The organism is Arthrobacter sp. YAF16, from assembly GCF_052113385.1.
Taxonomy (GTDB): domain Bacteria; phylum Actinomycetota; class Actinomycetes; order Actinomycetales; family Micrococcaceae; genus Arthrobacter.
In genome coordinates, this window is record NZ_JBFRDC010000001.1 from 708,093 (window position 1) to 729,599 (window position 21,507).

19 protein-coding genes are annotated in these 21,507 nt (G+C 64.5%); 12 read left to right on the forward strand and 7 right to left on the reverse strand.

Going from position 1 to position 21,507, the window contains the following annotated elements; genetic code table 11:
- The first annotated feature begins 250 nt into the window (after nucleotides 1-250).
- From AB4Y91_RS03395 to AB4Y91_RS03420, 6 genes are all read left to right on the forward strand, one after another.
- Nucleotides 251-1,348: an ABC transporter ATP-binding protein gene (locus AB4Y91_RS03395; protein ID WP_441417124.1), complete on the forward strand. Its 1,098-nt coding sequence runs from the start codon at nucleotides 251-253 to the stop codon at nucleotides 1,346-1,348.
- Nucleotides 1,348-2,058 carry an ABC transporter permease gene (locus AB4Y91_RS03400; protein WP_441417125.1) on the forward strand — a complete coding sequence of 237 codons (711 nt, stop codon included), beginning with the start codon at nucleotides 1,348-1,350 and terminating at the stop codon, nucleotides 2,056-2,058. Before AB4Y91_RS03395 ends, AB4Y91_RS03400 begins: the two co-directional genes overlap by 1 nt.
- Entirely contained in the window at nucleotides 2,055-2,801 is a 747-nt protein-coding gene (locus tag AB4Y91_RS03405) for an ABC transporter permease (protein ID WP_441417126.1), read from the forward strand. The genes AB4Y91_RS03400 and AB4Y91_RS03405 overlap by 4 nt, the downstream gene beginning before the upstream one ends.
- Nucleotides 2,798-3,760 carry an ABC transporter substrate-binding protein gene (locus tag AB4Y91_RS03410; RefSeq protein ID WP_441417127.1) on the forward strand — a complete coding sequence of 321 codons (963 nt, stop codon included), beginning with the start codon at nucleotides 2,798-2,800 and terminating at the stop codon, nucleotides 3,758-3,760. Before AB4Y91_RS03405 ends, AB4Y91_RS03410 begins: the two co-directional genes overlap by 4 nt.
- Before the next feature lie 188 nt (nucleotides 3,761-3,948).
- Nucleotides 3,949-5,169, forward strand: coding sequence for a pyridoxal phosphate-dependent aminotransferase (locus tag AB4Y91_RS03415; protein ID WP_175321266.1), 1,221 nt, complete (start codon nucleotides 3,949-3,951; stop codon nucleotides 5,167-5,169).
- Between the two features lie 69 nt (nucleotides 5,170-5,238).
- Complete coding sequence (locus AB4Y91_RS03420; RefSeq protein ID WP_441417128.1) at nucleotides 5,239-6,093, forward strand: polyphosphate kinase 2 family protein; 855 nt, start codon at nucleotides 5,239-5,241, stop codon at nucleotides 6,091-6,093.
- A 15-nt stretch (nucleotides 6,094-6,108) separates the two neighbouring features.
- Here AB4Y91_RS03420 and AB4Y91_RS03425 read toward each other — a convergent pair whose 3' ends face one another.
- Together AB4Y91_RS03425 and xseA are read right to left on the reverse strand one after the other, a co-directional pair.
- Complete coding sequence (locus tag AB4Y91_RS03425) at nucleotides 6,109-6,351, reverse strand: exodeoxyribonuclease VII small subunit (protein ID WP_175321268.1); 243 nt, start codon at nucleotides 6,349-6,351, stop codon at nucleotides 6,109-6,111.
- A 99-nt stretch (nucleotides 6,352-6,450) separates the two neighbouring features.
- A complete protein-coding gene (xseA, locus tag AB4Y91_RS03430; protein ID WP_441417129.1) occupies nucleotides 6,451-7,737 on the reverse strand; it encodes an exodeoxyribonuclease VII large subunit in 1,287 nt (428 codons plus the stop codon).
- 220 nt (nucleotides 7,738-7,957) lie between these two features.
- On the opposite strand from xseA, the gene AB4Y91_RS03435 reads away from it, so the two are divergent.
- Both AB4Y91_RS03435 and AB4Y91_RS03440 read left to right on the forward strand, forming a co-directional pair.
- The gene (locus tag AB4Y91_RS03435) at nucleotides 7,958-8,821 is read left to right on the forward strand and encodes a hypothetical protein (protein ID WP_441417130.1); all 864 of its coding nucleotides are present in this window, start codon (nucleotides 7,958-7,960) and stop codon (nucleotides 8,819-8,821) included.
- Nucleotides 8,822-8,843: 22 nt separating this feature from the next.
- On the forward strand, nucleotides 8,844-9,935 hold the full coding sequence (locus tag AB4Y91_RS03440) for a 4-hydroxy-3-methylbut-2-enyl diphosphate reductase (protein WP_441417131.1): 1,092 nt from the start codon (nucleotides 8,844-8,846) through the stop codon (nucleotides 9,933-9,935).
- A 48-nt stretch (nucleotides 9,936-9,983) separates the two neighbouring features.
- Here the strand turns inward: AB4Y91_RS03440 and AB4Y91_RS03445 are convergent, their stop codons facing one another.
- A complete protein-coding gene (locus tag AB4Y91_RS03445) occupies nucleotides 9,984-11,276 on the reverse strand; it encodes a DNA recombination protein RmuC (protein ID WP_441417132.1) in 1,293 nt (430 codons plus the stop codon).
- A gap of 145 nt (nucleotides 11,277-11,421) precedes the next feature.
- Between AB4Y91_RS03445 and ychF the strand changes: the two genes are divergently transcribed.
- On the forward strand, nucleotides 11,422-12,507 hold the full coding sequence (gene ychF, locus AB4Y91_RS03450) for a redox-regulated ATPase YchF (protein WP_441417133.1): 1,086 nt from the start codon (nucleotides 11,422-11,424) through the stop codon (nucleotides 12,505-12,507).
- A 1,106-nt stretch (nucleotides 12,508-13,613) separates the two neighbouring features.
- Here ychF and AB4Y91_RS03455 read toward each other — a convergent pair.
- Both AB4Y91_RS03455 and AB4Y91_RS03460 read right to left on the reverse strand, forming a co-directional pair.
- Nucleotides 13,614-13,988, reverse strand: a complete 375-nt coding sequence (locus tag AB4Y91_RS03455; protein ID WP_441417134.1) for a hypothetical protein — start codon at nucleotides 13,986-13,988, stop codon at nucleotides 13,614-13,616.
- A 173-nt stretch (nucleotides 13,989-14,161) separates the two neighbouring features.
- Nucleotides 14,162-14,752: a hypothetical protein gene (locus tag AB4Y91_RS03460; protein ID WP_441417135.1), complete on the reverse strand. Its 591-nt coding sequence runs from the start codon at nucleotides 14,750-14,752 to the stop codon at nucleotides 14,162-14,164.
- A gap of 605 nt (nucleotides 14,753-15,357) precedes the next feature.
- Between AB4Y91_RS03460 and AB4Y91_RS03465 the strand changes: the two genes are divergently transcribed.
- Nucleotides 15,358-16,092 carry a nuclease-related domain-containing protein gene (locus tag AB4Y91_RS03465; RefSeq protein ID WP_441417839.1) on the forward strand — a complete coding sequence of 245 codons (735 nt, stop codon included), beginning with the start codon at nucleotides 15,358-15,360 and terminating at the stop codon, nucleotides 16,090-16,092.
- Between the two features lie 411 nt (nucleotides 16,093-16,503).
- Here AB4Y91_RS03465 and AB4Y91_RS03470 read toward each other — a convergent pair whose 3' ends face one another.
- Both AB4Y91_RS03470 and AB4Y91_RS03475 read right to left on the reverse strand, forming a co-directional pair.
- On the reverse strand, nucleotides 16,504-17,181 hold the full coding sequence (locus AB4Y91_RS03470; RefSeq protein WP_441417136.1) for a GNAT family N-acetyltransferase: 678 nt from the start codon (nucleotides 17,179-17,181) through the stop codon (nucleotides 16,504-16,506).
- 214 nt (nucleotides 17,182-17,395) lie between these two features.
- Nucleotides 17,396-17,899, reverse strand: coding sequence for a DUF4188 domain-containing protein (locus tag AB4Y91_RS03475; protein WP_441417137.1), 504 nt, complete (start codon nucleotides 17,897-17,899; stop codon nucleotides 17,396-17,398).
- A gap of 54 nt (nucleotides 17,900-17,953) precedes the next feature.
- On the opposite strand from AB4Y91_RS03475, the gene AB4Y91_RS03480 reads away from it, so the two are divergent.
- Both AB4Y91_RS03480 and AB4Y91_RS03485 read left to right on the forward strand, forming a co-directional pair.
- The gene (locus AB4Y91_RS03480; protein WP_441417138.1) at nucleotides 17,954-18,523 is read left to right on the forward strand and encodes a TetR-like C-terminal domain-containing protein; all 570 of its coding nucleotides are present in this window, start codon (nucleotides 17,954-17,956) and stop codon (nucleotides 18,521-18,523) included.
- Between the two features lie 816 nt (nucleotides 18,524-19,339).
- The gene (locus AB4Y91_RS03485; RefSeq protein ID WP_441417139.1) at nucleotides 19,340-21,430 is read left to right on the forward strand and encodes a putative bifunctional diguanylate cyclase/phosphodiesterase; all 2,091 of its coding nucleotides are present in this window, start codon (nucleotides 19,340-19,342) and stop codon (nucleotides 21,428-21,430) included.
- Nucleotides 21,431-21,507 lie beyond the last annotated feature (77 nt).

The window sequence follows — 21,507 nt, forward strand, 5'->3', positions numbered from 1 at the left end:
TCCCGGACCAGCGCGGGGTCCGGGACCGGGCCTGAACCCGCGCCCATCCAAATCCCGCCCGGCGCCGAATGCCAACGGTAGCCCCGGCGCCGCCGACGTTATCGGGCCCGTTTCTTCGATTCTGTGCTCCGACATCGCCGGCGGTGGCAGCTACGCTGGGTCATACCCGCTTTACAGCCAAAAATCAGCATGCATATGATCAGTTGGCTGGACCGTCCCATGTTGCCGCCAACAGTTAGGTAAGCCCGGAATGGCAGAGGCCATGATCGAGTTCCAGAGCGTCACCAAGCAGTACCAGGGCGGCCAGGCCGCCGTCGACGATCTGAGCATGTCTATCGACAAGGGCGCCATCACGGTCTTCGTCGGCCCCTCGGGCTGCGGCAAGACCACCTCGCTGCGGATGATCAACCGCATGGTCGAGCCGACCTCGGGCACCATCACCGTCAACGGGCAGGACGTCACCTCCGTGCCCGCCGCGCAGCTGCGCCGTTCCATGGGCTACGTCATGCAGTCCTCCGGGCTGATGCCGCACCGGTCCGTGCTGGACAACATCGCCACCGTCCCGCGGCTCAACGGCGTGTCCAAGGCGGCATCCCGCAAGCGCGCGGAGGAGCTGCTCGACGTCGTCGGCCTCGCCTCCGGCCTCGGCCGCCGCTACCCCTCACAGCTTTCGGGCGGCCAGCAACAGCGCGTGGGAGTGGCCCGCGCCCTCGCCGCAGATCCGCCCGTGCTGCTCATGGACGAACCTTTCAGCGCGGTGGATCCCGTGGTGCGCGATGAACTGCAGAAGGAACTGCTCCGCCTGCAGCGCGACCTGGCCAAAACCATCGTGTTCGTCACCCACGACATCGACGAGGCCACGGTGCTCGGGGACAAAGTGGCCGTCTTCGCCGGCGGCGGCAAGCTGGCGCAGTACGCGACGCCGGAAGAGATCCTGCGGGCCCCGGCGAACGACTTCGTCGCGTCCTTCGTGGGCCGCGACCGAGGCTTCCGGCACCTCGCCTTCAGCCCCTCCGACGGCGTCACGATCCACCCGGTCGACACCGTCCGCGCCGACGCCCTCGGCCGTGACGGCGGCCCCGGAGCGGGCGAGTGGCAGCTCGTGGTCGACGCCGACAACCGGCCGCTGGGCTGGAGCGCGCCGGGCGCCGGAGCGGCGACCGTCCCGGGAGGTTCCCTCTTCCACAAGGGCGAGACCCTGCGCCGCGCGCTGGACGCGGCCCTGTCCTCGCCGTCCGGACTCGGCGTCGCTGTCGACGCCGACGGCCGGGTGGCCGGTGTGATCACGGCGGAAGAAGTGCTCGCCGTGATCGAAGCGGACCGCCGGGTCCGGCAGGGCGTGCGCTGATGCAATGGTTCCTGGCCAACAGCGGGCAGGTCTTCAGCCTCGCCGGCCAGCACCTCGTCCTGGCGATCCTGCCGATGCTCTTCGGCCTGCTGATTTCGATCCCGCTGGCCCAGCTTGCCAGGCAGAACCGGACCCTGCGCACCGTGGTCCTGACCGCGTCCTCGCTGCTTTACACCATCCCGTCGCTGGCTCTCTTCATCATCCTGCCGACCGTGCTGGGGACCAGGATCCTGGACCCGGTCAACGTCGTGGTGGCCCTGACCATCTACGCCGTCGCGCTCCTGGTCCGGGCCGCCCTGGACGCGTTTGACTCCGTGGACGAGGACCTGCAGCAGGCCGCCGTCGCCATGGGCTTCAAACCCCTGGCACGGTTCCTGCAGATCGACCTGCCGCTGTCCCTGCCGGTGCTGTTCGCCGGGCTCCGCGTGGTCTCGGTCAGCAACATCTCCCTGGTCAGCGTCGCCGCCCTGCTGGGCATCGGCAACCTGGGCATGCTCTTCACCTCCGGGCTGCAGCGCGACTTCGTCACCGAGGTGATGGTGGGCATCATTGCGATCCTGGTGCTGGCATTGCTGATGGACTCCGTTTTGGTCCTGCTCGAACGCCTCCTGACCCCGTGGACCCGGGCAGGCGCCGGGAAAACCGGGAAGCCCGGGGAGCCGGCCGCGGCCCGGCGGCTGTCCGATTCCACGGCTGGGGCGTCCGCATGAGCAACGTCATCACCGACACCGCCGCGTGGCTCGCCGACCCGGACAACTGGTCCGGCAGCACCGGCATTCCGGTTCGCCTGGCCGAGCACCTGCAGTACACCGGCCTCGTGATGCTGATTGCGACCGCCATCGCCGTCCCGATCGGCCTCTACGTCGGCCACACCGGCCGCGGCCGGGTGGCCGTGGTGGCCCTCGCCGGGGCCCTGCGCGCCCTGCCGACCCTGGGCCTGCTGACGCTCTTCGTCCTGCTGGCCGGGATCGGGCTGATGCCTCCGGTCTGGGCGCTGGTGATCCTGACCGTGCCGCCGTTGCTGGCCGGGACCTACGCGGGAATCTCCAGCGTGGACCGGAACGTCGTGGACGCCGCCCGGGCCATGGGCATGACCGAACTCCAGGTGCTCTTCCGGGCCGAGTTCCCCAACGCGCTTCCGGTGATGTTCGGCGGGTTCCGCACCGGAGTCCTCCAGGTGATCGCCACGGTCTCGGTGGTCGCGTACATCAACCTGGGCGGCCTGGGCCGCTACCTCTTCGACGGCCTGGTGCTCTCCGACTTCCCGCAGATGCTCGGCGGCTCGCTGCTCATCGCGGGACTCGCCATCGCCGTCGACCTTGTCCTCGTCCTATTCCAGCGGCTCTTCCTGTCCCGTGGGGCCGCCAACAAGCCAAACCGGAGCCAGCAGGCCGCGGTTGATCTCACAGACCCCGCACCGGCGGAGACTGTTGTCCAAGGAGGTACGTCATGAAAGAAAACCGCCAACGAGCCCTCGGCAGGCGCGCATTCGGCGGCCTCGCCGCCGGCGTCGGCCTGGCCCTGGCCCTGTCCGCCTGCGGAGGCTCGTCCAACCCGCTGTCCTCGGCACCCGCGAGCGGCGGTTCCTCCGGGGGAGCCGGCGGCGCCCTCGTGATCGGTTCGGCCGACTTCACCGAGAGCCAGATCATCGCGGAGCTCTACGCCGGGGCACTCAACGCCGCCGGCGTCACCGCCACCACCAAGCCGAACATCGGTTCCCGCGAGGTCTACTTCAAGGCCGTGCAGGACGGCTCCGTGGACGTGATCCCGGACTACAGCGGAAACCTGCTGCTGCACGTCAACAAGGACGCCACCGAGATCTCCGCCGACGACATTGCCAAGGCACTGCCGGGCAAGCTTCCCGACGGCCTGGCCGTGCTGGACGCCGCCAAGGCCGAGGACAAGGATGCCATGGTGGTCACCAAGGCCACCGCCGAGAAGTACAAGCTGAAGTCCATCGAGGACCTGGCCAAGGTCTGCAACGAGATCGTGGTCGGCGCCCCCGCAACGTTCGCCGAGCGCGCCTACGGGCTGCCCGGCCTGAAGAAGAACTACAACTGCGAGCCCAAGAAGCTGGAACCCTTCAGCGACGGCGGCGGCCCCGTCACGGTCAAGGCCCTGCTTTCGGACCAGGTCCAGGTGGCCGACATCTACACCACCACCCCGGCCATCGCGGACAACGACCTGGTGGTGCTGGAGGACCCGAAGAACAACTTCATCGCCCAGCAGGTCCTGCCGCTGTACAACAAGGCCAAGATGACCGACAAGGCGAAGGAGGCGCTCAACGCCGTCTCCAAGCTGCTCACCACTGAGGACCTGATCAACCTCAACCGGGCGGTCGGCGGCAGCGAGAAGCAGAACCCGAAGGACGCCGCGGCAGCGTGGCTCAAGGACAAGGGCCTGGTCAAGTAGACCGGAGCTTTTGAGCGCTCGACGGCGGCCGCCGGATCCGGCACCCCCGGACCCGGCGGCCGCCGTCGCTACGCCGCCGTCGTTGCGCCGCTCGGTGCCAGGCGGCCCCGGGGAGCCCGTGTGACGCGGACTTCCGCTGTGAGACAAGTCTCAGGGGAAGTACATCCGCCATATGGCATATTTGATGAATGGCAGAATTCAAGCAGTCCACCAAGCTTCATAATGTCCTCTACGACATCCGTGGACCGATTCTTCAGGCCGCCCAGCAGATGGAGGCAGAGGGTCACCGCATCCTCAAACTGAACATCGGAAACCCGGCCCCGTTCGGGTTTGAAGCGCCGGACGCGATCCTGGTGGACATGATCCGCCACCTGCCGCACGCCCAGGGCTACAGCGATTCCCGAGGCATTTTCTCCGCCCGCACCGCCGTCTCGCAGTACTACCAGACCCGCGGCATCCAGAACATCCACGTCGACGACATCTACCTGGGCAACGGAGTCAGCGAGCTCATCACCATGTCGCTGATGGCCCTGCTGGACGACGGCGACGAGGTCCTCATTCCCACCCCGGACTATCCGCTCTGGACGGCGTCGGTGGCCCTGGCCAGCGGGAAGCCTGTGCATTACCTCTGCGACGAGGAATCCGGCTGGCAGCCGGACCTGGACGACCTCGAAGCGAAGATCACGCCGCGCACCAAGGGCATCGTGGTGATCAACCCCAACAACCCCACCGGCGCTGTCTACCCGGAGGAAACGCTCAAGAAGATCGTGGCCCTGGCCGAAAAGCACGGCCTCGTGCTGTTCGCCGACGAGATCTACGAGAAGATCCTCTACGAGGACGCCGTCCACGTGAACATGGCCAGCCTCACCGGCGACGACGTGCTCTGCCTGACCTTCAGCGGGCTGTCCAAGGCCTACCGCGTCTGCGGCTACCGGGCCGGCTGGATGGCCATCTCGGGTCCGAAGAAGGACGCCGCGGACTACCTTGAAGGCATCAACCTGCTCGCCAACATGCGGCTGTGCGCTAACGTGCCGGCGCAGCATGCGATCCAGACGGCACTCGGCGGATACCAGAGCATCAACGACCTGATCCTGCCCGGCGGCCGTCTGCTGGAGCAGCGGAACAAGGCCTACGACATGCTCAACGCCATCCCGGGCGTCAGCACGCAGCAGGCCCGCGGGGCGATGTACCTGTTCCCGCGCCTGGACCCCGAGGTCTACCACATCCGCGACGACGAGAAGTTCGTCCTGGACCTGCTGCGCCAGCAGAAGATCCTCGTCTCCCACGGCCGCGCCTTCAATTGGGTCCGGCCGGACCACTTCCGAATGGTGACCCTGCCGAACGTCAAGGACCTCGAGGAAGCGATCAACCGCATGGCGGACTTCCTGAGCCGGTACCAGGGCAACTAGGATTCGGGACAGCAGCGCCGCTCGCCGAACGTCCGGCCGGCGGGCTGCCCGAACCGGAAAGAGGCTTTGATGGCAGATGTCGTGGACTTCGACAAACATCCCTCCGAGACCCTGAGGGCAGGCAAGAAGTTCAGCCTCCGCGACCTTGACCCGGGTTCCACACCGGGCTACGCCGGGGACAAAGCCGCCGGAGAGACCCTGCTTAGCGAGCTCGACGGCAAGCTCACGCAGCTGCAGGAGCAGCTCTTTGCGGAGTCCAGGACCGGCGGAAAGAAGCGCGTCCTGCTGGTCCTGCAGGCCATGGACACCGCGGGCAAGGGCGGCATCGTCAACCACGTCATGGGCCAGATGAATCCGCAGGGCGTGCAGCTCAAGTCGTTCAAGGCGCCCACCCCGGAGGAACAGTCCTACGACTTCCTCTGGCGGATCGAGAAGGAAGTACCAGCGGCCGGCATGGTGGGCGTGTTCGACCGTTCCCACTATGAGGACGTCCTGATCCACCGGGTGCACCGCTGGGCGGACGCAGAGGAACTGGAGCGCCGCTACCGGGCCATCAACGAGTTCGAGGCCCGGCAGACGGCCGCCGGGACGAAGATCGTCAAGGTCATGTTGCACATCAGCCGCGACGAGCAGCAGGAACGGCTGCTCGCACGGCTGGAAGACCCCTCGAAAATGTGGAAGTACAGCGGCAACGACCTCAAGGAACGGGCCTTCTGGGACGACTACATGGACGCCTACCAGGCCGCCTTTGAGCGGACCAGCTCCGAGCTTGCGCCCTGGCACGTGGTCCCTGCCAACAAGAAGTGGTATGCCCGGATCGCTGTACAGCAGCTGCTGCTGGACGCGCTGGAAGGACTGGCGCTCGAGTGGCCGGTCCCGGAGATCGACGTCGACATGGAGCGCGAGCTGGTGCGGCGCTCCTAGCCGGCCGGCCGTAGGTCAGCTTTCCTGGCCGGCCTGGTCCCGGGCCGCGGCGAGACGCTTGCGGGCGCCCTCGAGCCACTGCTCGCACCGCTTCGCGAGGGCCTCCCCGCGCTCCCACAGTGCGAGGGATTCCTCGAGACTGGCGCCGCCGGCCTCAAGCCTGCCCACCACGCCCACGAGTTGTTCGCGGGCCTCCTCGTAGCTGAGGCCGTCGATGTCGGTGTTCGGGGTCGGGGTTGCTGCGTTTTCTGCTGCCATGCTGATGCTCCTTGCGTGGGTCCGGTGCCTACCGCGTGTCGGGGTCCCGTCGCGGGGTCCGGGAAGTCTGGATTGCCTGGGTTCTTGGAAATGGGCCGGTCAGTCCTCGGCGGGCTCCTGGCCGCCGGTGGACTGGGCCTTAAACCTGCCGCCGGCCACCCGCACGGCCAGGGGAGTGCCGGCGGGTGCTTGGTCCGGGTGTCGCACCACTTCGTGGCGGGTTCCCGGGGCGGTGCTGCCATCGTCGAGCTGGACGACGGCGTAGCCGCGGTCCAGCGTTTTCTGCGGCGAGAGGGCGCGCACCTGGGCCTTAAGGTGGACCAGCTGGTCGGCGGCCCGCACGACGGCGGTGTTGATGGCCGCATGGGAGCGGCCCTTGAGCCGTTCGACGTCGTCGTGCCGGGCGGTGACCATGCCCTCCGGGGCTGCCAGCACCGGTCGGGAGCGAAGCGAGGCCAGCCGGTCCGTCTCCCGCTCGACCAGGCGGGTGACGCCGCGGCGCAGTTGCTCCCGGGCCTGCCGGACCCGCGCCAGTTCCTCCACGACGTCGGGCACAATCCGTTTCGCCGCATCGGTGGGCGTCGAGGCGCGCAGGTCGGCGACGTCGTCAAGGATGGGACGGTCCGCCTCATGGCCGATCGCACTGACGATCGCCGTGGCCGCGGCGGCCACGGCCCGGATGAGTTCCTCGCTGCTGAAGGGGAGCAGGTCCTCCAGGGCGCCGCCGCCGCGGGCGATGACGATGACGTCGACCTCCGGGTGGGCGTCCAGCTCCTGCAGCGCGCCGATGACCTGGGCCACCGCGGTGTTGCCCTGGACGGCCACCTCGCGGATTTCGAATTCGACGGCGGGCCAGCGCAGCGCCGCGTTGCGGAGCACGTCTTTTTTAGCATCCGAGTCGCGGCCGGTGATCAGGCCGATCCGGTGGGGGAGCAGGGGCAGCCGCTTTTTGCGGGAGTCGGCGAACAGCCCCTCCGCCGCGAGGGCCTGGCGCAGACGTTCGATCCTGGCCAGCAGGTCGCCGAGTCCTACCGGCCGGATGTCCTTGACCGACATGTTCAGCCGGCCCGTCTTCAGCCAGAACTCGGCTTTGAGCAGCGCCACCACCCGGGAACCGCGCTCCAGCGGCGTGGGCTGGCGGTCCAGGACGTTGGTCCAGACCGAGGCAGGGAGGGAGATCTCCGCGTCGATGTCCCGCAGCGTGAGGTAGGCGTTGGTGCCGCGCCGGTTGAGTTCGATGACTTGGCCCTCGACCCAGGCCGAGGGCGCCCGGTCGATGTGCATCTTCAGTTTTTGTGAGAGCAGCTGCAGCGGCCACGGGTTGTCCGGGCTGGTGTCTGCCGCAGTCGCCGGCAGGGTGGTGGCCGCGGCGGTGTCTTCAGACATGCCGGTGGCCGCCGGCGAAAAGTGCCTGGTGCAGGTGCGGGTGCATGCATGGTCCTTTGATAAAGAGGGGAGCTGCTTCAACTCTATCCATAGGTCTACCAGTAGGGCCGGACGTTTTGGGCCGCTGCTTTACGGTGCCCCGCTTTACGGTGCCCTGCATTCGGGTTCGCGGCGACGCCACCGTAGGATGGCTCTACTCCCAACCTTCTAGGAGACTTTCGTGCGCACTTTTGTCTCGGCCATTGCAGTGCTGATCGGCCTCGCCATGGCGGCTGTTGCCGTCCCGGCCATGTGGGTGGACCGGAACATTGTCCAGGAGGAGGGTTTCGTCGCCCTCACCGCACCGCTCGGCAAGGACCCCGCGTTCCAGAAGAGGCTGGCCACGGCCGCAGTGAATGGGATGGCCTTCGGCGGCCAGCAGCTGCCCGCCCCCCTCGAGGCCGTGGTCAAACCGATCCTGGCGGACGCCGCGCAGTCACTGACCTCCATGCCCGGATACTCGGAGGCCTGGGCAGAGACCCTGCGCAGGAGTCACCGGCTAAGCTTCGCCGATCCCCGCACGCTTCCGCCGGAAGTGGCCGGCACCACCTCCCTGACACTGGACGTCGCCCCGCTGGTCGGTTTGGTGGTCAAGCGCGTCTCGGAGGCCTCTCCCGTTCCGATTAAGGCGCCGGAGCAGGTGCGCATCAGCATCGGCCAGTCCGACCAGCGCCAGCTCATCGAACGGGTCTCGGCCTATGCGCCGATGGGCACCGCCGTGGCTGTGGGCTCGGCCATTGCGTTCCTCCTGGCGTTCGTCGCGGCGCGGCGGAAGTGGACGGTCCTTGCCGGGACCGGTCTGGGGGCCTTGGTCCTGGCCGGTGTCTGGAAATTTGGCTCGGACGCGGCAGGAACGATGGTGCAGGGCGTCGGGAGCGGCAACGACGTGGCGGGGATCTTCAAACGTGAATTCGTGGCGGCGGCCACGGCCAGCTTCGGGCAGTGGATTGTGGCGGCGCTGCTGGCGGGCGGCGTGCTGCTGGCCGCCGGCATCGTGCTCCGTGTTGTCGGCGGCCGCCGGCCGGCGTCAAATAACCTGCCGTAGCGAACACCGGTAGCATTGGGGCATGACCTCCACCGCTGTATCCATTCCGATGCCCTCCGTTCCGCGCCGGCGGCGTTCGCCGGAGGAAGTGCTGGCGGCGGCACCCGTGACCGGACCGAAGAAGGTACTGTTGGCGGCCCCGCGCGGCTACTGCGCCGGCGTCGACCGTGCCGTGATTGCGGTGGAAAAAGCGCTTGAGCACTACGGTCCTCCCGTCTACGTCCGCAAGCAGATCGTGCACAACGTCCACGTTGTCAGCTCCCTCGAGGAAAAGGGTGCCATCTTCGTTGACGAAACCGACGAGGTTCCTGAAGGCGCCCTGGTGATCTTCTCGGCGCACGGTGTCTCGCCGGCTGTTGTGCAGTCTGCGGAGGACCGGGGCCTGCGCACCATCGATGCCACCTGCCCGCTGGTGACCAAGGTGCACAAAGAGGCTGTCCGCTTCGCAAAGGACGATTTCGACATCCTGCTGATCGGCCATGACGGCCACGAGGAAGTCGAAGGCACCGCCGGCGAGGCCCCCGAGCACATCCAGATCATCAACGGCCCGCACGAGGTGGACAAGGTGACGGTCCGCGACCCGGAAAAGGTTATCTGGCTCTCGCAGACCACCCTGAGCGTGGACGAAACCATGGAGACCGTGCGGCTCCTGAAAGAGCGGTTCCCCACGCTGCAGGATCCGCCCAGCGACGACATCTGCTACGCCACCACCAACCGCCAGGTGGCCATCAAGAAGATCTCGCCCCAGGCCGACCTCGTGATTGTGGTTGGCTCGGCCAACTCCTCGAACTCCGTGCGCCTCGTGGAAGTGGCACTTGAATACGGGGCGAAGGCCTCCTACCGGGTGGATTTCGCCAACGAGGTGGACGAGTCCTGGTTCGAGGGCGTGGCCACGGTAGGCGTGACCTCGGGGGCGTCCGTGCCCGAGGTCCTGGTGAAGGACGTACTGCGGCTCCTGGCCGACTACGGCTACGGTTCCGTCGAGGAAGTCGTCACAGCGGAGGAGGACCTGCTGTTCTCGCTGCCAAAGGAACTCCGGGCCACGCTGAAGCAGGCCGGGGACGTCACCCGCGCCCTTGGCGGCCGCGGCACCCGCGCCGCCAAAGAGTCCTAGCCCGGGGCACAGTCCTCGCCCGGAACAGTCCTCGCCCGGAGAGTAGTCCTACGCGGCTGACTCTTCCGAGGTGCCGGCGTCGTTGCGCCGCTCGACGTCGTCGGCCCGGTCGCCGACGACGTCCCGTACGCCAATTTCCTGCTGGAGTTCCGGTGCCGCCACCGAGCGCGGTGTCACCTCGACGGTGACCGGAGTCGCCAGGCCCGCGCCGTCCAGGGCGTTGAGCTTCCGTGCGGTGGGCAGCACCCTGGCCTCCAGTGTGCCGACCAGGGAGTTGTAGCGGTCCACCGAGGTCTTCAGCGATGAGCCAAGCTTGGAGACGTTGTCGCCCAGGGTTCCCATCCGCTCATAGAGCTGCTGCGCCAGTTCGAAAAGCTCCCGCGCGCTGTCCGTCAGAACGTCCTGCCGCCAGGTGAACGCCACCGATTTAAGGACCGCCAGCAGCGTCCCGGGCGAGGCGAGGACGACGTTCTTGGACAGCGCGTAGTCCAGCAGGGCCGGATCCGCAGTGAGTGCCGCGGCCAGGATCGACTCCGCGGGCAGGAAGCAGACCACCAGTTCCGGGGCATTGCCGGGGATGTCCCAGTACTTCTTGTTGCTCAGGGCGTCCACGTGGGCCTTCAGGGCCTTCGCGTGGGTGGCCAGCAGGGCCTGCTGACCGTTCAGCGTTCCCGCCCCGGCGGCCCGGCTTGCGGCGGTGGCGCCGAGTTCCTGCGCCTCAAGGTAGGCCGTCAGCGGCACCTTGGCGTCCACCACGAGTTGCTTGTCGCCCGGGAGCTGCACCACGAGGTCGGGCCGAACGGTGTTCTCTGATCCGGAACCGGAGCTGTGAAGCTGCTCGTGGAAGTCCACGTGGCGGAGCATCCCGGCCGCCTCGACCACGCGGCGCAGCTGCACTTCGCCCCACTGGCCGCGCGCGCTGTTGGAGCGCAGGGCGGATTCGAGCGCATGCGTTGAGCGCAGCAGCTGCTCGTCAGACAGCCTCGCCTCCTGCAGCTGCTGGGCGAGCTGGCCGTACTGTTCCAGCCGGTCCCGCTCCAGCAGCGCGACCTGCTGCTGAACCGCGGTGAGCTTTTCGGCTACGGGGGCCAGTGCACGCAGCACGCTGCCGTCCTGCGTTCTGGCGTCGCCCAGCTCCCGGTTCTGGGCCGCCAGCAGGCGGCGTTCGGCGTCGGCGGCGGCGAACTGGGCGCTGACCTCGGAAAGGCGCGCGGAGACGCCGTCGAAGTCCTGTTCAAGGCCGGCGCTGCGACGCCGCAACACCACGAAGGTGAAGGCGGCGCCGGCGACGGCTCCGATCAGCAACATCAGCAGGGCGAGAATAAGTGCGAAAGCGTCCATGCCATCACTCTGGCACGCACCCGTGACACTTTTAGCCAGTGACGCACGGGCCCTCACGGTCTGAGGCAGCCAGGAGCGACGCCGACGGCGAACAGCGCCCCGCCGCCGCAGGGGACCGGCCCGTTTACCGGTAGAATCAATACTCGTGGCTCTTACTATTGGCATCGTCGGACTGCCCAACGTCGGCAAATCAACTCTTTTCAACGCACTGACCCGCAACCAGGTGCTCGCTGCGAACTACCCGTTCGCCACGATCGAGCCCAACGTCGGCGTCGTGAACCTGCCGGACCCGCGGCTCGAGAAGCTGGCGGCCATCTTCGGTTCCGCACGCCTGCTCCCGGCCGCCGTGTCCTTCGTGGACATCGCCGGCATCGTCAAGGGCGCCTCCGAAGGTGAGGGCCTGGGCAACCAGTTCCTCGCGAATATCCGTGAGGCCGAGGCCATCGCGCAGGTCGTCCGCGTGTTCGATGACCCAGACGTCATCCACGTCGACGGCAAGGTTGATCCCCGCTCGGACATGGAGACCATCAACACCGAGCTGATCCTGGCGGACCTGCAGACCATCGAGAAGGCCGTCCCCCGGATCGAAAAAGAAGTAAAGATCAAGAAGCGCGAAGCCGCCGAGCTTGCCGCCGTCAAGGCCGCCCAGGCTGTGCTGGAACGCGGCGACACCATCTTCTCCTCGATCAAGAGCGACAAGCTCGAGATGGAACACCTCAAGGAGCTGGGCCTGCTCACGGCCAAGCCGTTCATCTACGTCTTCAACGCGGATGAGGGAATCCTTGGCAGCCCGGAGAAGCAGGAAGAGCTACGCGCCATGGTGGCCCCGGCCGACTGCATCTTCCTCGACGCCAAGCTCGAGTCCGACCTCGTCGAACTGGACGAGGAAGAAGCCCGCGAAATGCTGGAAATGAACGGCCAGGACGAGTCCGGCCTCGACCAGCTGGCGCGCGTCGGCTTCCACACGCTGGGGCTGCAGACCTACCTCACCGCCGGTCCCAAAGAGACCCGGGCCTGGACCATCCACCAGGGCGACACGGCACCGCAGGCCGCCGGCGTGATCCACTCCGATTTCCAGCGCGGCTTCATCAAGGCCGAAGTTGTGTCCTTCGACGACCTCATCGAGGCCGGCTCGATGGCCGAAGCGAAGGCCCGTGGCAAGGTCCGCATTGAAGGCAAGGAATACGTCATGGCCGACGGCGACGTGGTGGAGTTCCGCTTCAACGTGTAGTTCCTGATCCTTTGAGACCATTTTCGATGGCCGCTAAGAACACGTGTTCTTAGCGGCCATCGCTTTCGCCAGCGGTTGCGGAGGCTCCTGGATGGGGGACTCCAGAGGGCTGAGATCCCTCCTGGGCGGCGCGCGACGTCGCAACGCGGTATGGCTGCGTGCCCTTTTCATCGGCGGCCCCGGCAACGGTGATTACTTCCGCTTCCCCGACAGGCCTGGGCCCCTCCATCACCATGAATGCCGCGCCTGGAGTTAAATAATCTCCTACGAGTTCTGGCGCTAAGAATCGAAATCTTGCCGGAACGCGCCCAGTCAGGTCGGGATTGCCCAACTCGATCTCGAGGCTGAAGTGCTCGCCCGTGGATGGCCACCCAGGGATGATCTCCGCTTCTCCTCCGAGGACGAAGACTGCCGTCGGAGAATAGCTTGGTGCCGAGGGACTCACCGGACGTCCAACACTTCGGGACAGCGGCAACCAACGAACATTGCCGGCTGCGTGCCAGGGAAGAGTGTCGCTCATGGCACTACCCTAAACCCGGGCCCGACGGCTGTTCCGAGCCCAAGTGGTCTCGGCTTGCGGATGCCTCAATTGACCCGACTATTTCGCGGAGTGCTGCTGTGTCGAAGTTTTTGCGCTTCCCGACGGCCCAGACATCGGCTGCGTCGAGAGCTGCCCATAGATACCCTATGAGGGCGGACCGGGGGTCATCCGGGGCTTGGGCTGGTAGGGCCACCTGAACCTTCAATAGCGAATCGTCCGTCCGGAAACTTGCAGGGCGGACCCCCGCATAGCCGGGAGCAATCAGGTTCCCGGGAATGTGGAATTCGACATTGATGTTTAAGGCGGAAGTAACGCCGTCTCGCGCATTGATTATCCGGTTGGTCAATTCGTTGACTGCGTCGATCCAGCCCCGGTTTGATGTAGTCCGGCCACCGACGATGGTACCCACAGACAGAGCCTTCGTCGGTTGCTTGCTAGCGTTCATGTCACATCCAATTCGTTACCGAAGGTCGTGCGCACGGGGAGGGAGTCCTCCATGTGTGGAAGTATCAACCTCCCGCTAAGGAAGCGCAAACACAGCAAACCAGTCCGTGAGCGCGCCAGATCATCTGCTCTTGGGCTCCCAGTCCATCCGGAGGCGGCCAGCGTTGAATTCACGCAACACCATCTCTGCCTCGAAGGACCCTGCGCCGCACGAGCTTGCGAGAGTTTGCAGAAAAACCCGCGCTTCGGATTCTGACCAGAACAGAGTATGAGCTGCGGACCACAGCGCCACGGTCGGCACGGAATGAGCCATCATCGCCGTAATTGTCGCGCGACCCTCGGCAGACTTTCTCAGCTCGAGTTGGGCACGCTGCATTCGATGGACGTGTTTATTCCATCGTCGCGAGCGCGCGTCGCTCGCCAAAGACAACGAGTCCATTGCCAACAACTCGGCCAGATAAACATCGGTCCACTTTCTGAGGGCGTCAGGATTCACGCAGTAACCTTCTCATGACGACCAATTCCTTTCATCGGTTCAACCGGTTACTCCCTGCCCTTAGATTTCCGGCATGCCAGTTGCCGCTAAAGCCGTGAACCATCAGGGTTGCAGGCTGTAAGGATAGGGATATGTCAGCGGATACTACCCAGAGAAGTTGTCGCAGGGCAGTTCTAAACCGGGTGCTCAATGCGCCAATAACTGGTGAAGCGCGGTATCCGCTTTCTTCGGTGTGCAGCCGTGAACTCCGAGTCAATGGCATGGATGACTTCCGGGAGCTCCCAACCGTCGATAGTTTCCGGGGCCTGGTCCTTCAGCCAGGTACGCAGACGCTCCAGAATTGGTTGCGTTGCAAGTTCAACGATCCCTTCCATCGCACCGATCAGGTTAGCGAAGCGTTCGGCCACGGCTAATGGCATCGAATGGATGATCGACACACCGATGACATCGACCCCTTGCCCTTCGGCACTCAAAATCGCGAGAGGCAGCGGCATGACCAGATTTGATTGCGAGTGCGCAATGGTGGTGTTGCGATACTTTCGAATGATGTCGTGCACCGCTTGATGGGCGGCCGGAACGGCTGGAATGCCCGGCATCTCGTCGAGTCGGCTGCGGACATTGGAGAAGATGAACGGGCGAATATACGCCGTGACGGCGTGCGACGTAAGCGGCATCCATAGCTCTGATTCCTCACCCGCGCCCAGCGCGCACGCGAGGGCGTGCGAGGCTTCTGAAAGGTCGTTGGCGTGGCTTGTGAGGTCCACCAAAGAGCCTTGTATCCGCGGTGTCCGGCAGAACCGCGATGGGCGGCCGAGGGAAGGTCAAGGAAGTTGTTGCTCCTCTTGTCTGGATTGGTATGTGGCTTTCCCTACCCTAAACACCCTGTTGGACGCCGGCAACGGCCGGTCAGTTCTCGACGCCGCCGTCCAACCGACTTCCTGAGATGCCACCCCCCATCTCTGGGGCGCAAGACGTCAGGGATGTTGCAGTTGGGGCGCTGTTTTCGACAGATCGAGCTTGCGCCGGGCGATCTGCAACTCAACGCCGAGAGCGTCCGGGTCGGTCTCTTGATTTGAACGGAATTCCCAGATCACGTCCGAAGATGGCGGAACGGAGCCAGCGCTGGGCCAACGGTCTCACTTTTGCTGTGCTGAGTCACGCGCCCCGAAAGTTTGACGCATTATTGTTCTTGGAAGCCCTTATCTTTCCCGGGGTCGACTAGGGTTCGTTGCATCTGGGCCGACTGGCCTCACTGTAGGTGGGATGGGGGAGTCCTATGTCGTCTGACTTTGCATCGCAGCGATTTGGGTCGGGGAGCGATGACGACATCAGGCGAGTCGTGAGTCAGCGTGTCGCTGGACATGCCGTGATGGAGAAGCTGCTGGCCGATCGGAAGGGTCTACCTCCGCGGTCGTTTTTGGGTCGTGTTTTCGGCGCCGACCCGCTAACTCCGGACAATTACCCTTGGTACAAGGGTGCTCTAGGGGAAATCGCAGTCGGGCAGATCCTTGAACGCCTAGGTCCAGAGTGGACGGTCCTGCACGCCGTGCCGGTGGGCGCCGGTGCCTCCGACATTGATCACGTGCTGATAGGTCCGGGCGGCGTATTCACTCTCAATACCAAGAACCACACCGGGCAATCCGTTTGGGTTGCAGGCCGGACGTTGATGGTGTCCGGGAAGAAACAGCGCCATCTCTACAACGCCAGCCACGAAGCCGCCAGGGCGGCGAAACTTCTCACCCGCGGAGTGAATGCCACAGTTGCGGTCACCGGCGTCGTGGTCGTCGTTGCCCCGAAGAGCATGACTGTCAGGGAGAGGCCCTCCGACGTTGCTGTGGTCACGGACCGGCGGCTCCTGCGGTGGCTCAGCGACCGCCCGAACGTTCTCACGCCCCGGCAGACAGCGGCGATTACAGCTGCAGCCATAAGTCCCGGAACGTGGCACCGGAGTCCGCCGGACGTGGTGGATCCCGCGTTGCTGCTGTACGAATTCACCAGGCTGCGATCCCTCGTGGACAGCGCGCGACGCCGCCGCGCGGGATGGATTCTAGCCCTTCTCGTCGGGGGCCCCCTTATTCTGGCGACGCTTTCTGCCTACTTCTGACGGTACAAAAGTATCCATTGGTCAGAAACGTTCTAACCATTGGCCGAATCTCGCAACCAGCGGTGAATAAGCCGCTCAACCCGACAAGCTTCGAGACATTGTGTAGGGCGGCCAGGGGTGTTGCGGTCAAGGCCCGCCATTCTCCAGTTGAATGAAAGGTAATTCCGTGACGGAACGTGGTTGAATTTAGATTCAATGTGTAGATTCTTCGCCTGAATCAGTAGAAATGCCGCCCTCCGTGAAAACGTACGAGGGCGGCATTTCTTGTAACAGAATTGATAGTCGTAGCGTCAAGGACCTTCGGGCGGAGTCCGGGTGCATAGGAAATTTCGGGCTTTTTCCTCGGTTACCCAATGACCTGCGACTCCAACGCGAGGCGATGCGGGTTTTTCCCTTACCAGCGCTCACGAGTCATTTCACAGCTAACCCCTTGATGCCGACCGGGGAGGGGGCCATCTCGGTCGTTTCCTTATGGTCCGATTCCGTCGGAGGCAGATCCGGTACGCTCCGTGTACCTGCAGTCCACTCCCGGTCCAGTATTCCGAAGACGAACTCACTTCCCCACGTACCTTTGAAAAAGACGTTTTCGTGGAAGTGGGCTTCCCTCCGCATTCCTACCCTGTCAAGAAGCCGGGCCGCAGAATCGTTGAGCGCGTCGGTGACAGCTAGTATGCGGTGGAGATGCAACTGCTCGAAGGCGTAGCCGAGGAGCCCCAGAACCGCCTCACGGCCATACCCGTGCCCCTGGTGCTCGGGCGCTAGCGTAAATCCCAATTCCGCCTCGCTCTTTTCAGTGTCGTTCACCTTTAATGCAACATCGCCGATGAGAATGCCGTCGGCACGTCTTTCGAGGGCGAACTGGTACCACTCTCCCGGTGTGCCGGGCTGGATGTTTTGCATCGAGTTGATGAGGGTGCGACCTTGTTCAAGGGTGTAATTGCTCCAGCTTTGGTACCGCTCGACCTGGGGCTGGGCGCGATAGGCGGCAAAGGCTTCTGCATCTGCCGGATGGAATGGGCGGGCGTGAAGGCGCGGTGTTTCGAAATGGGCGACAGCGGGTCTTGTTTCGGGGCTGTTGAAAGTCGGCATTTAGTTTCTTCTCCTCGTAGGACCTTTGGATTTGTTTCGGGAGTGCCGCGGCCCGTTCGCACGGTGGTGAAGTTTGCTGGCTGCCATGGACGTGCTGCGGATGCCGGACGCCGCTGCACCGCGGCGGAGAATCGCGGCGATGACTCCAATGAGCGGGCTCTGCCTTTACTATTGGCCGGGGACCTTTCACAGTGAGAACTGCAATAAAGACGGCTCATTCGGACAGACGCCAACTTACCTCGTCTGCCTCCATACGCTGGCGTGCGGTGTTCAGTCCCGCTCCCATTGGTACGTGACCGGTAGCCGCTGCCAGCCCGAAGACCGGCATATCGCTATACACGCTTTCCCTGCCACCGGGCATCGTCTCGTAGGTTTCGTGCCATACACCGATGTCGCCAGTACCGGCGGATTCGCGCATGAATCGGCGCCAGGGCTCAAGGTGCGGCGCCGACCGGTCGGCGGCGAACCGCTGCAGATGCTCCGGGCTCCTCCAGTAGCTGACCATGATGGTCGTGCGCCCGAACCATTGCTGGTAGCCCAACAACCCTGCCTCCGGCGTCTTGGCCAGGTGGGCAAGCATCCTGGGCATGGCCGCCCCCACCCGTGCCACTTTCCCGAATTTCCACCACCGGTTGGCGCGCATCCCAATCAGGAAGATTGTCACCGGGCCGCCTCCGGGATCGGCAGTGAAACGTCCTGCGTGCACTTGTTCCGACATTGCTTCTCCTATTCATAACGCTGTTACAGAACAGTGTTATGCAATACTTGTCCTATGGCAAGACCCATAGTCCACGATGAGACCCTGCGTCGCAGGCTGCTCGACACCGCAGCCTCCCTCATCGCCCGCGACGGCGCCGCTTCCTTATCGCTGCGCAGTATTGCCGCTACTGCTGGGACGTCGACGACGGCGGTGTATTCGCTCTTCGGGGGCAAGGCGGAACTGTTGACTGCGGTGCTCGACGATGGCTTCGCTTCCTTTGCTGCCTCCCAACAAGAGGCCGCCGCTGGCGGCCTCGAAGCATTGGGCCGGGCTTACCGAACTTGGGCACTGGAGCATCCGATCCTCTACGGCCTGATGTTCGGCGGCTCACTGGCCGGCCAGGTGCCGTGCCGGCCGACGCCGGGTGCCGCTGAGCCGTCGATCGCGCCGCTGTTCACCGCGGTTGCCGCAGCGCTGCCCCGAGCAGCGGATGACGAGATCGCCTCGATGGTCGCCGTCGTGTGGGGCCAAGTCCACGGGCTGGTGTCACTGGAGCTGGCCGGTGCACCGGCGGCTGGCTGGATCTGGGATGTGGCCTATGATGCCGCCATCAGCCAGATTGGCCGCTCGCTGAGACGCTAGGGAACATCGGTCCTCAATCAGCCGGCGGACCATGGTGTCGCAGCAGCCGTCGAAAATCCGGATCTCGTGACGGGCGGCCAGTATGTTCGTCAGCGTACCCCCTGTTCTACAACAGGTTGTTTGGTGACGGAACGTGGTGGAGTTCCGTTGCAACGTGTAGTTCCTGATCCTCTGAGAAGTTTTGCGATGGCCGCCAAGAACTTGTGTTCTTAGCGGCCATGCGCGTTTTGCCACCGGTTGCCAAGGCGAAATGATGTCGCCCGGACTTTGCATCCTGAGGCAACCGGCTCCGGCCCCGAAAGATTGGACCCCCTTATCCCTCCCGGATTCGACTGAGGTTCGTTGCAGCTGGGTCGACTCCAGTACCAGAGCTTCGGGGACTTCCTTATGGGCGGGATATCGTTACCGGGCGCGTTTGTAGGTCGATAGCTGAGTATGAAGCGGAAGGTTTCCGCGGAGGAGCATCATGATCTGCAATGTTGTCGACGTCTTTGCCCTAATTGGTGACTTTTCGAAAGCCAAGCGCGGCGTTGCTCTGCGGATCGCTCCAGTGGCCCGTTGCTGGGGTGAGGGCTGATGGCGGGACAGGATGTGGCGGGCGCCGGAGTCCACTCGTGGAGGCGTTTTATCTGGGTGTGTTCCGGTGGCATGATCGCTGCCGCGGTCCTGTATGCGGTCGGCGTCTTGTGCCGTGATTCGGATGCTTTCAGTCCCCTTGTCGATGGATTCTTGTCGCTCCTGACGGTTTGGCTGCCTGCGGTTGTCTGTTGGCTTGTGGTCGGACGAGCGCGCTCCCGCAGACCGGACATCGCTTTGGTGGCAGCTGCCGTGTCGTGCCAGGCCGCGGGCGACACCTACTATGCTGTGCAGTCGGCCGGCGGCGGAAATGTTCCCCTGCCTTCGCCCGCGGATATTGGCTATATCGGCTTCTACATCCTGATGCTCGCGGCGTTGCTGGTGGTCGTCAGGGGGCGGCTGCGTGACATGACCTGGCCTGTCGTCCTGGACAGTGTTGTGGGAGGCCTTGGGGCTGCAGCAGCTCTGACCGTGGTCATGGGGCCGGTTTTTGGGTCTGCTTTTGGGGGGTCGCATTCGGTGGCGGCAGCGGTTGGCGCCGCCTATCCTCTGCTGGATCTGTTGTTGATCGCTACGGTCATGGGAATCGCAGCCACCCCTGGCGGCGGGTTGGGACGTGGGTGGGTCCTGCTGGTGGCTGGATTGCTCACGTTTACCGGGGCGGACATCGTGTATGCCCTGCTGGAACTCCACGATCTTTATGTCGTGGGAACTCCGCTGGATACGGCGTGGGCGCTGGGGACTGCCTTGATCGGTTGTTGGGCGGTAGTTCAGGAAGATGCCGGGCAGTCGTCGGCCCGGGCAAGGCGTCCTGATATCCCGGTTCAGGCCGTCCCGGCACTAGCAACGGTTGCAGGACTTGGTGTCCTAATCCTGGCCACCCAACAACGCGTGATGCTGCTGGCGGTTGTGCTGGCGGGACTTACATTGGCGTTGGCCGTGTTGCCGTTGGTGTTTCGGCAGAGGATCCGGCTGGCTGATGCCAACCGGCAGGCCAGGACTGACGAGCTCACCGGTCTTCCGAACAGGCGCGCCCTGTACGCTGATCTGCCGCTACGGCTGGCCGACGCCCGCCGGGCCAGCGCAGTCCTGTTACTGGATTTGGATAAGTTCAAGGAGATCAACGACGGGTTGGGCCACGATGTGGGGGATGAGCTCCTCAGGCAGGTCGCCGCACGATTGTCCGGAAACCTCCGTGATGCCGATCTATTGACCCGGATGGGCGGGGATGAGTTTGTCGTTCATGTCGCCGACTGTTCGCCGAAGGAAGCGGAGGCGGTGGCCCTGAAGCTTCGGGAGGTTTTGGGGAGCGCTTATGACTTGGGCGGGGTCACGGTGCAGGTCAACGCCAGCATTGGCATTTCGTGTTTTCCGGAGCAAGGCCGGGACCTGAGTTTGCTATTGCGCAAAGCGGACATGGCTATGTACTCGGCGAAGTCCAACCGCAGCGGCCACGCTCTCTACATGGAGACAGTGGGCGCCTCTGGTCACACGCACTTCCACAGCGTGCAGGCATTGAATGCAGCCCTGGCCGAAGATCAGCTTGTTCTGCATTTCCAGCCGAAGCTTGAGCTGGGGACGGGCGAGGTCCGCGGCGTAGAAGCGCTCGTTCGCTGGACCCACCCGAGCCTGGGGTTATTGCAGCCCGATGCTTTCCTCAATCGCTTTGAGGAGGCCGGTCTCATGCGGGCCCTGACGGGCGTGGTGCTGGTCAAGGCCTTGGATCAGGCGGCTCGGTGGACGAGGCAGGGACGGTTGATTTCTGTTGCGGTTAATTTGTCCGCGGGGTCGATTATGGACGCGCGGCTGCCAGAACAGGTTGCCGCCATGGCCGCCGCCCGGGGGTTATCTCCTTCTGTGCTGGTCGTGGAGATCACGGAGGACGTGCTGGTTGCTGACCGTGAGCGTGCCTGTGCTGTGCTGGCGGCCCTGCGGGAGATGGGGGTCAGGATCGCCGTCGACGACTTTGGAAAGGGGTACAGTTCGCTGTCCTACCTGCGGGAGCTTCCCATCGATGAGCTCAAGCTCGACAAGTCCTTTGTTCTTTCGATGATGGATGATGCCCGCGCTACCGCTTTGGTGGTCTCGACCATCGACTTGGCCCACAGCTTGGGCTTTGAAATGACGGCGGAGGGCGTTGAAGACGAACGGGCCTACCGGGCGCTCAGTGACTATGGGTGCGACCTCGCCCAGGGCTTCTTCATGTCCAGTCCGGTGTCCGCTGAGGAGCTGGACTCCTGGCTCGAGTCCCGGGATTCAGAGCCGGCGCCCGGCATGGGCGCTCTCCTTGCCGTTGAACCGGGACACGGGACTGTGCCCGGCCTGGTCTGATTCGAGGGCGTCACAGGATCCTTCCCGGTTGCAGGTCAGTCGGCGGCTACGTCCGGGTGGAGGTGGCGAAAACGAGG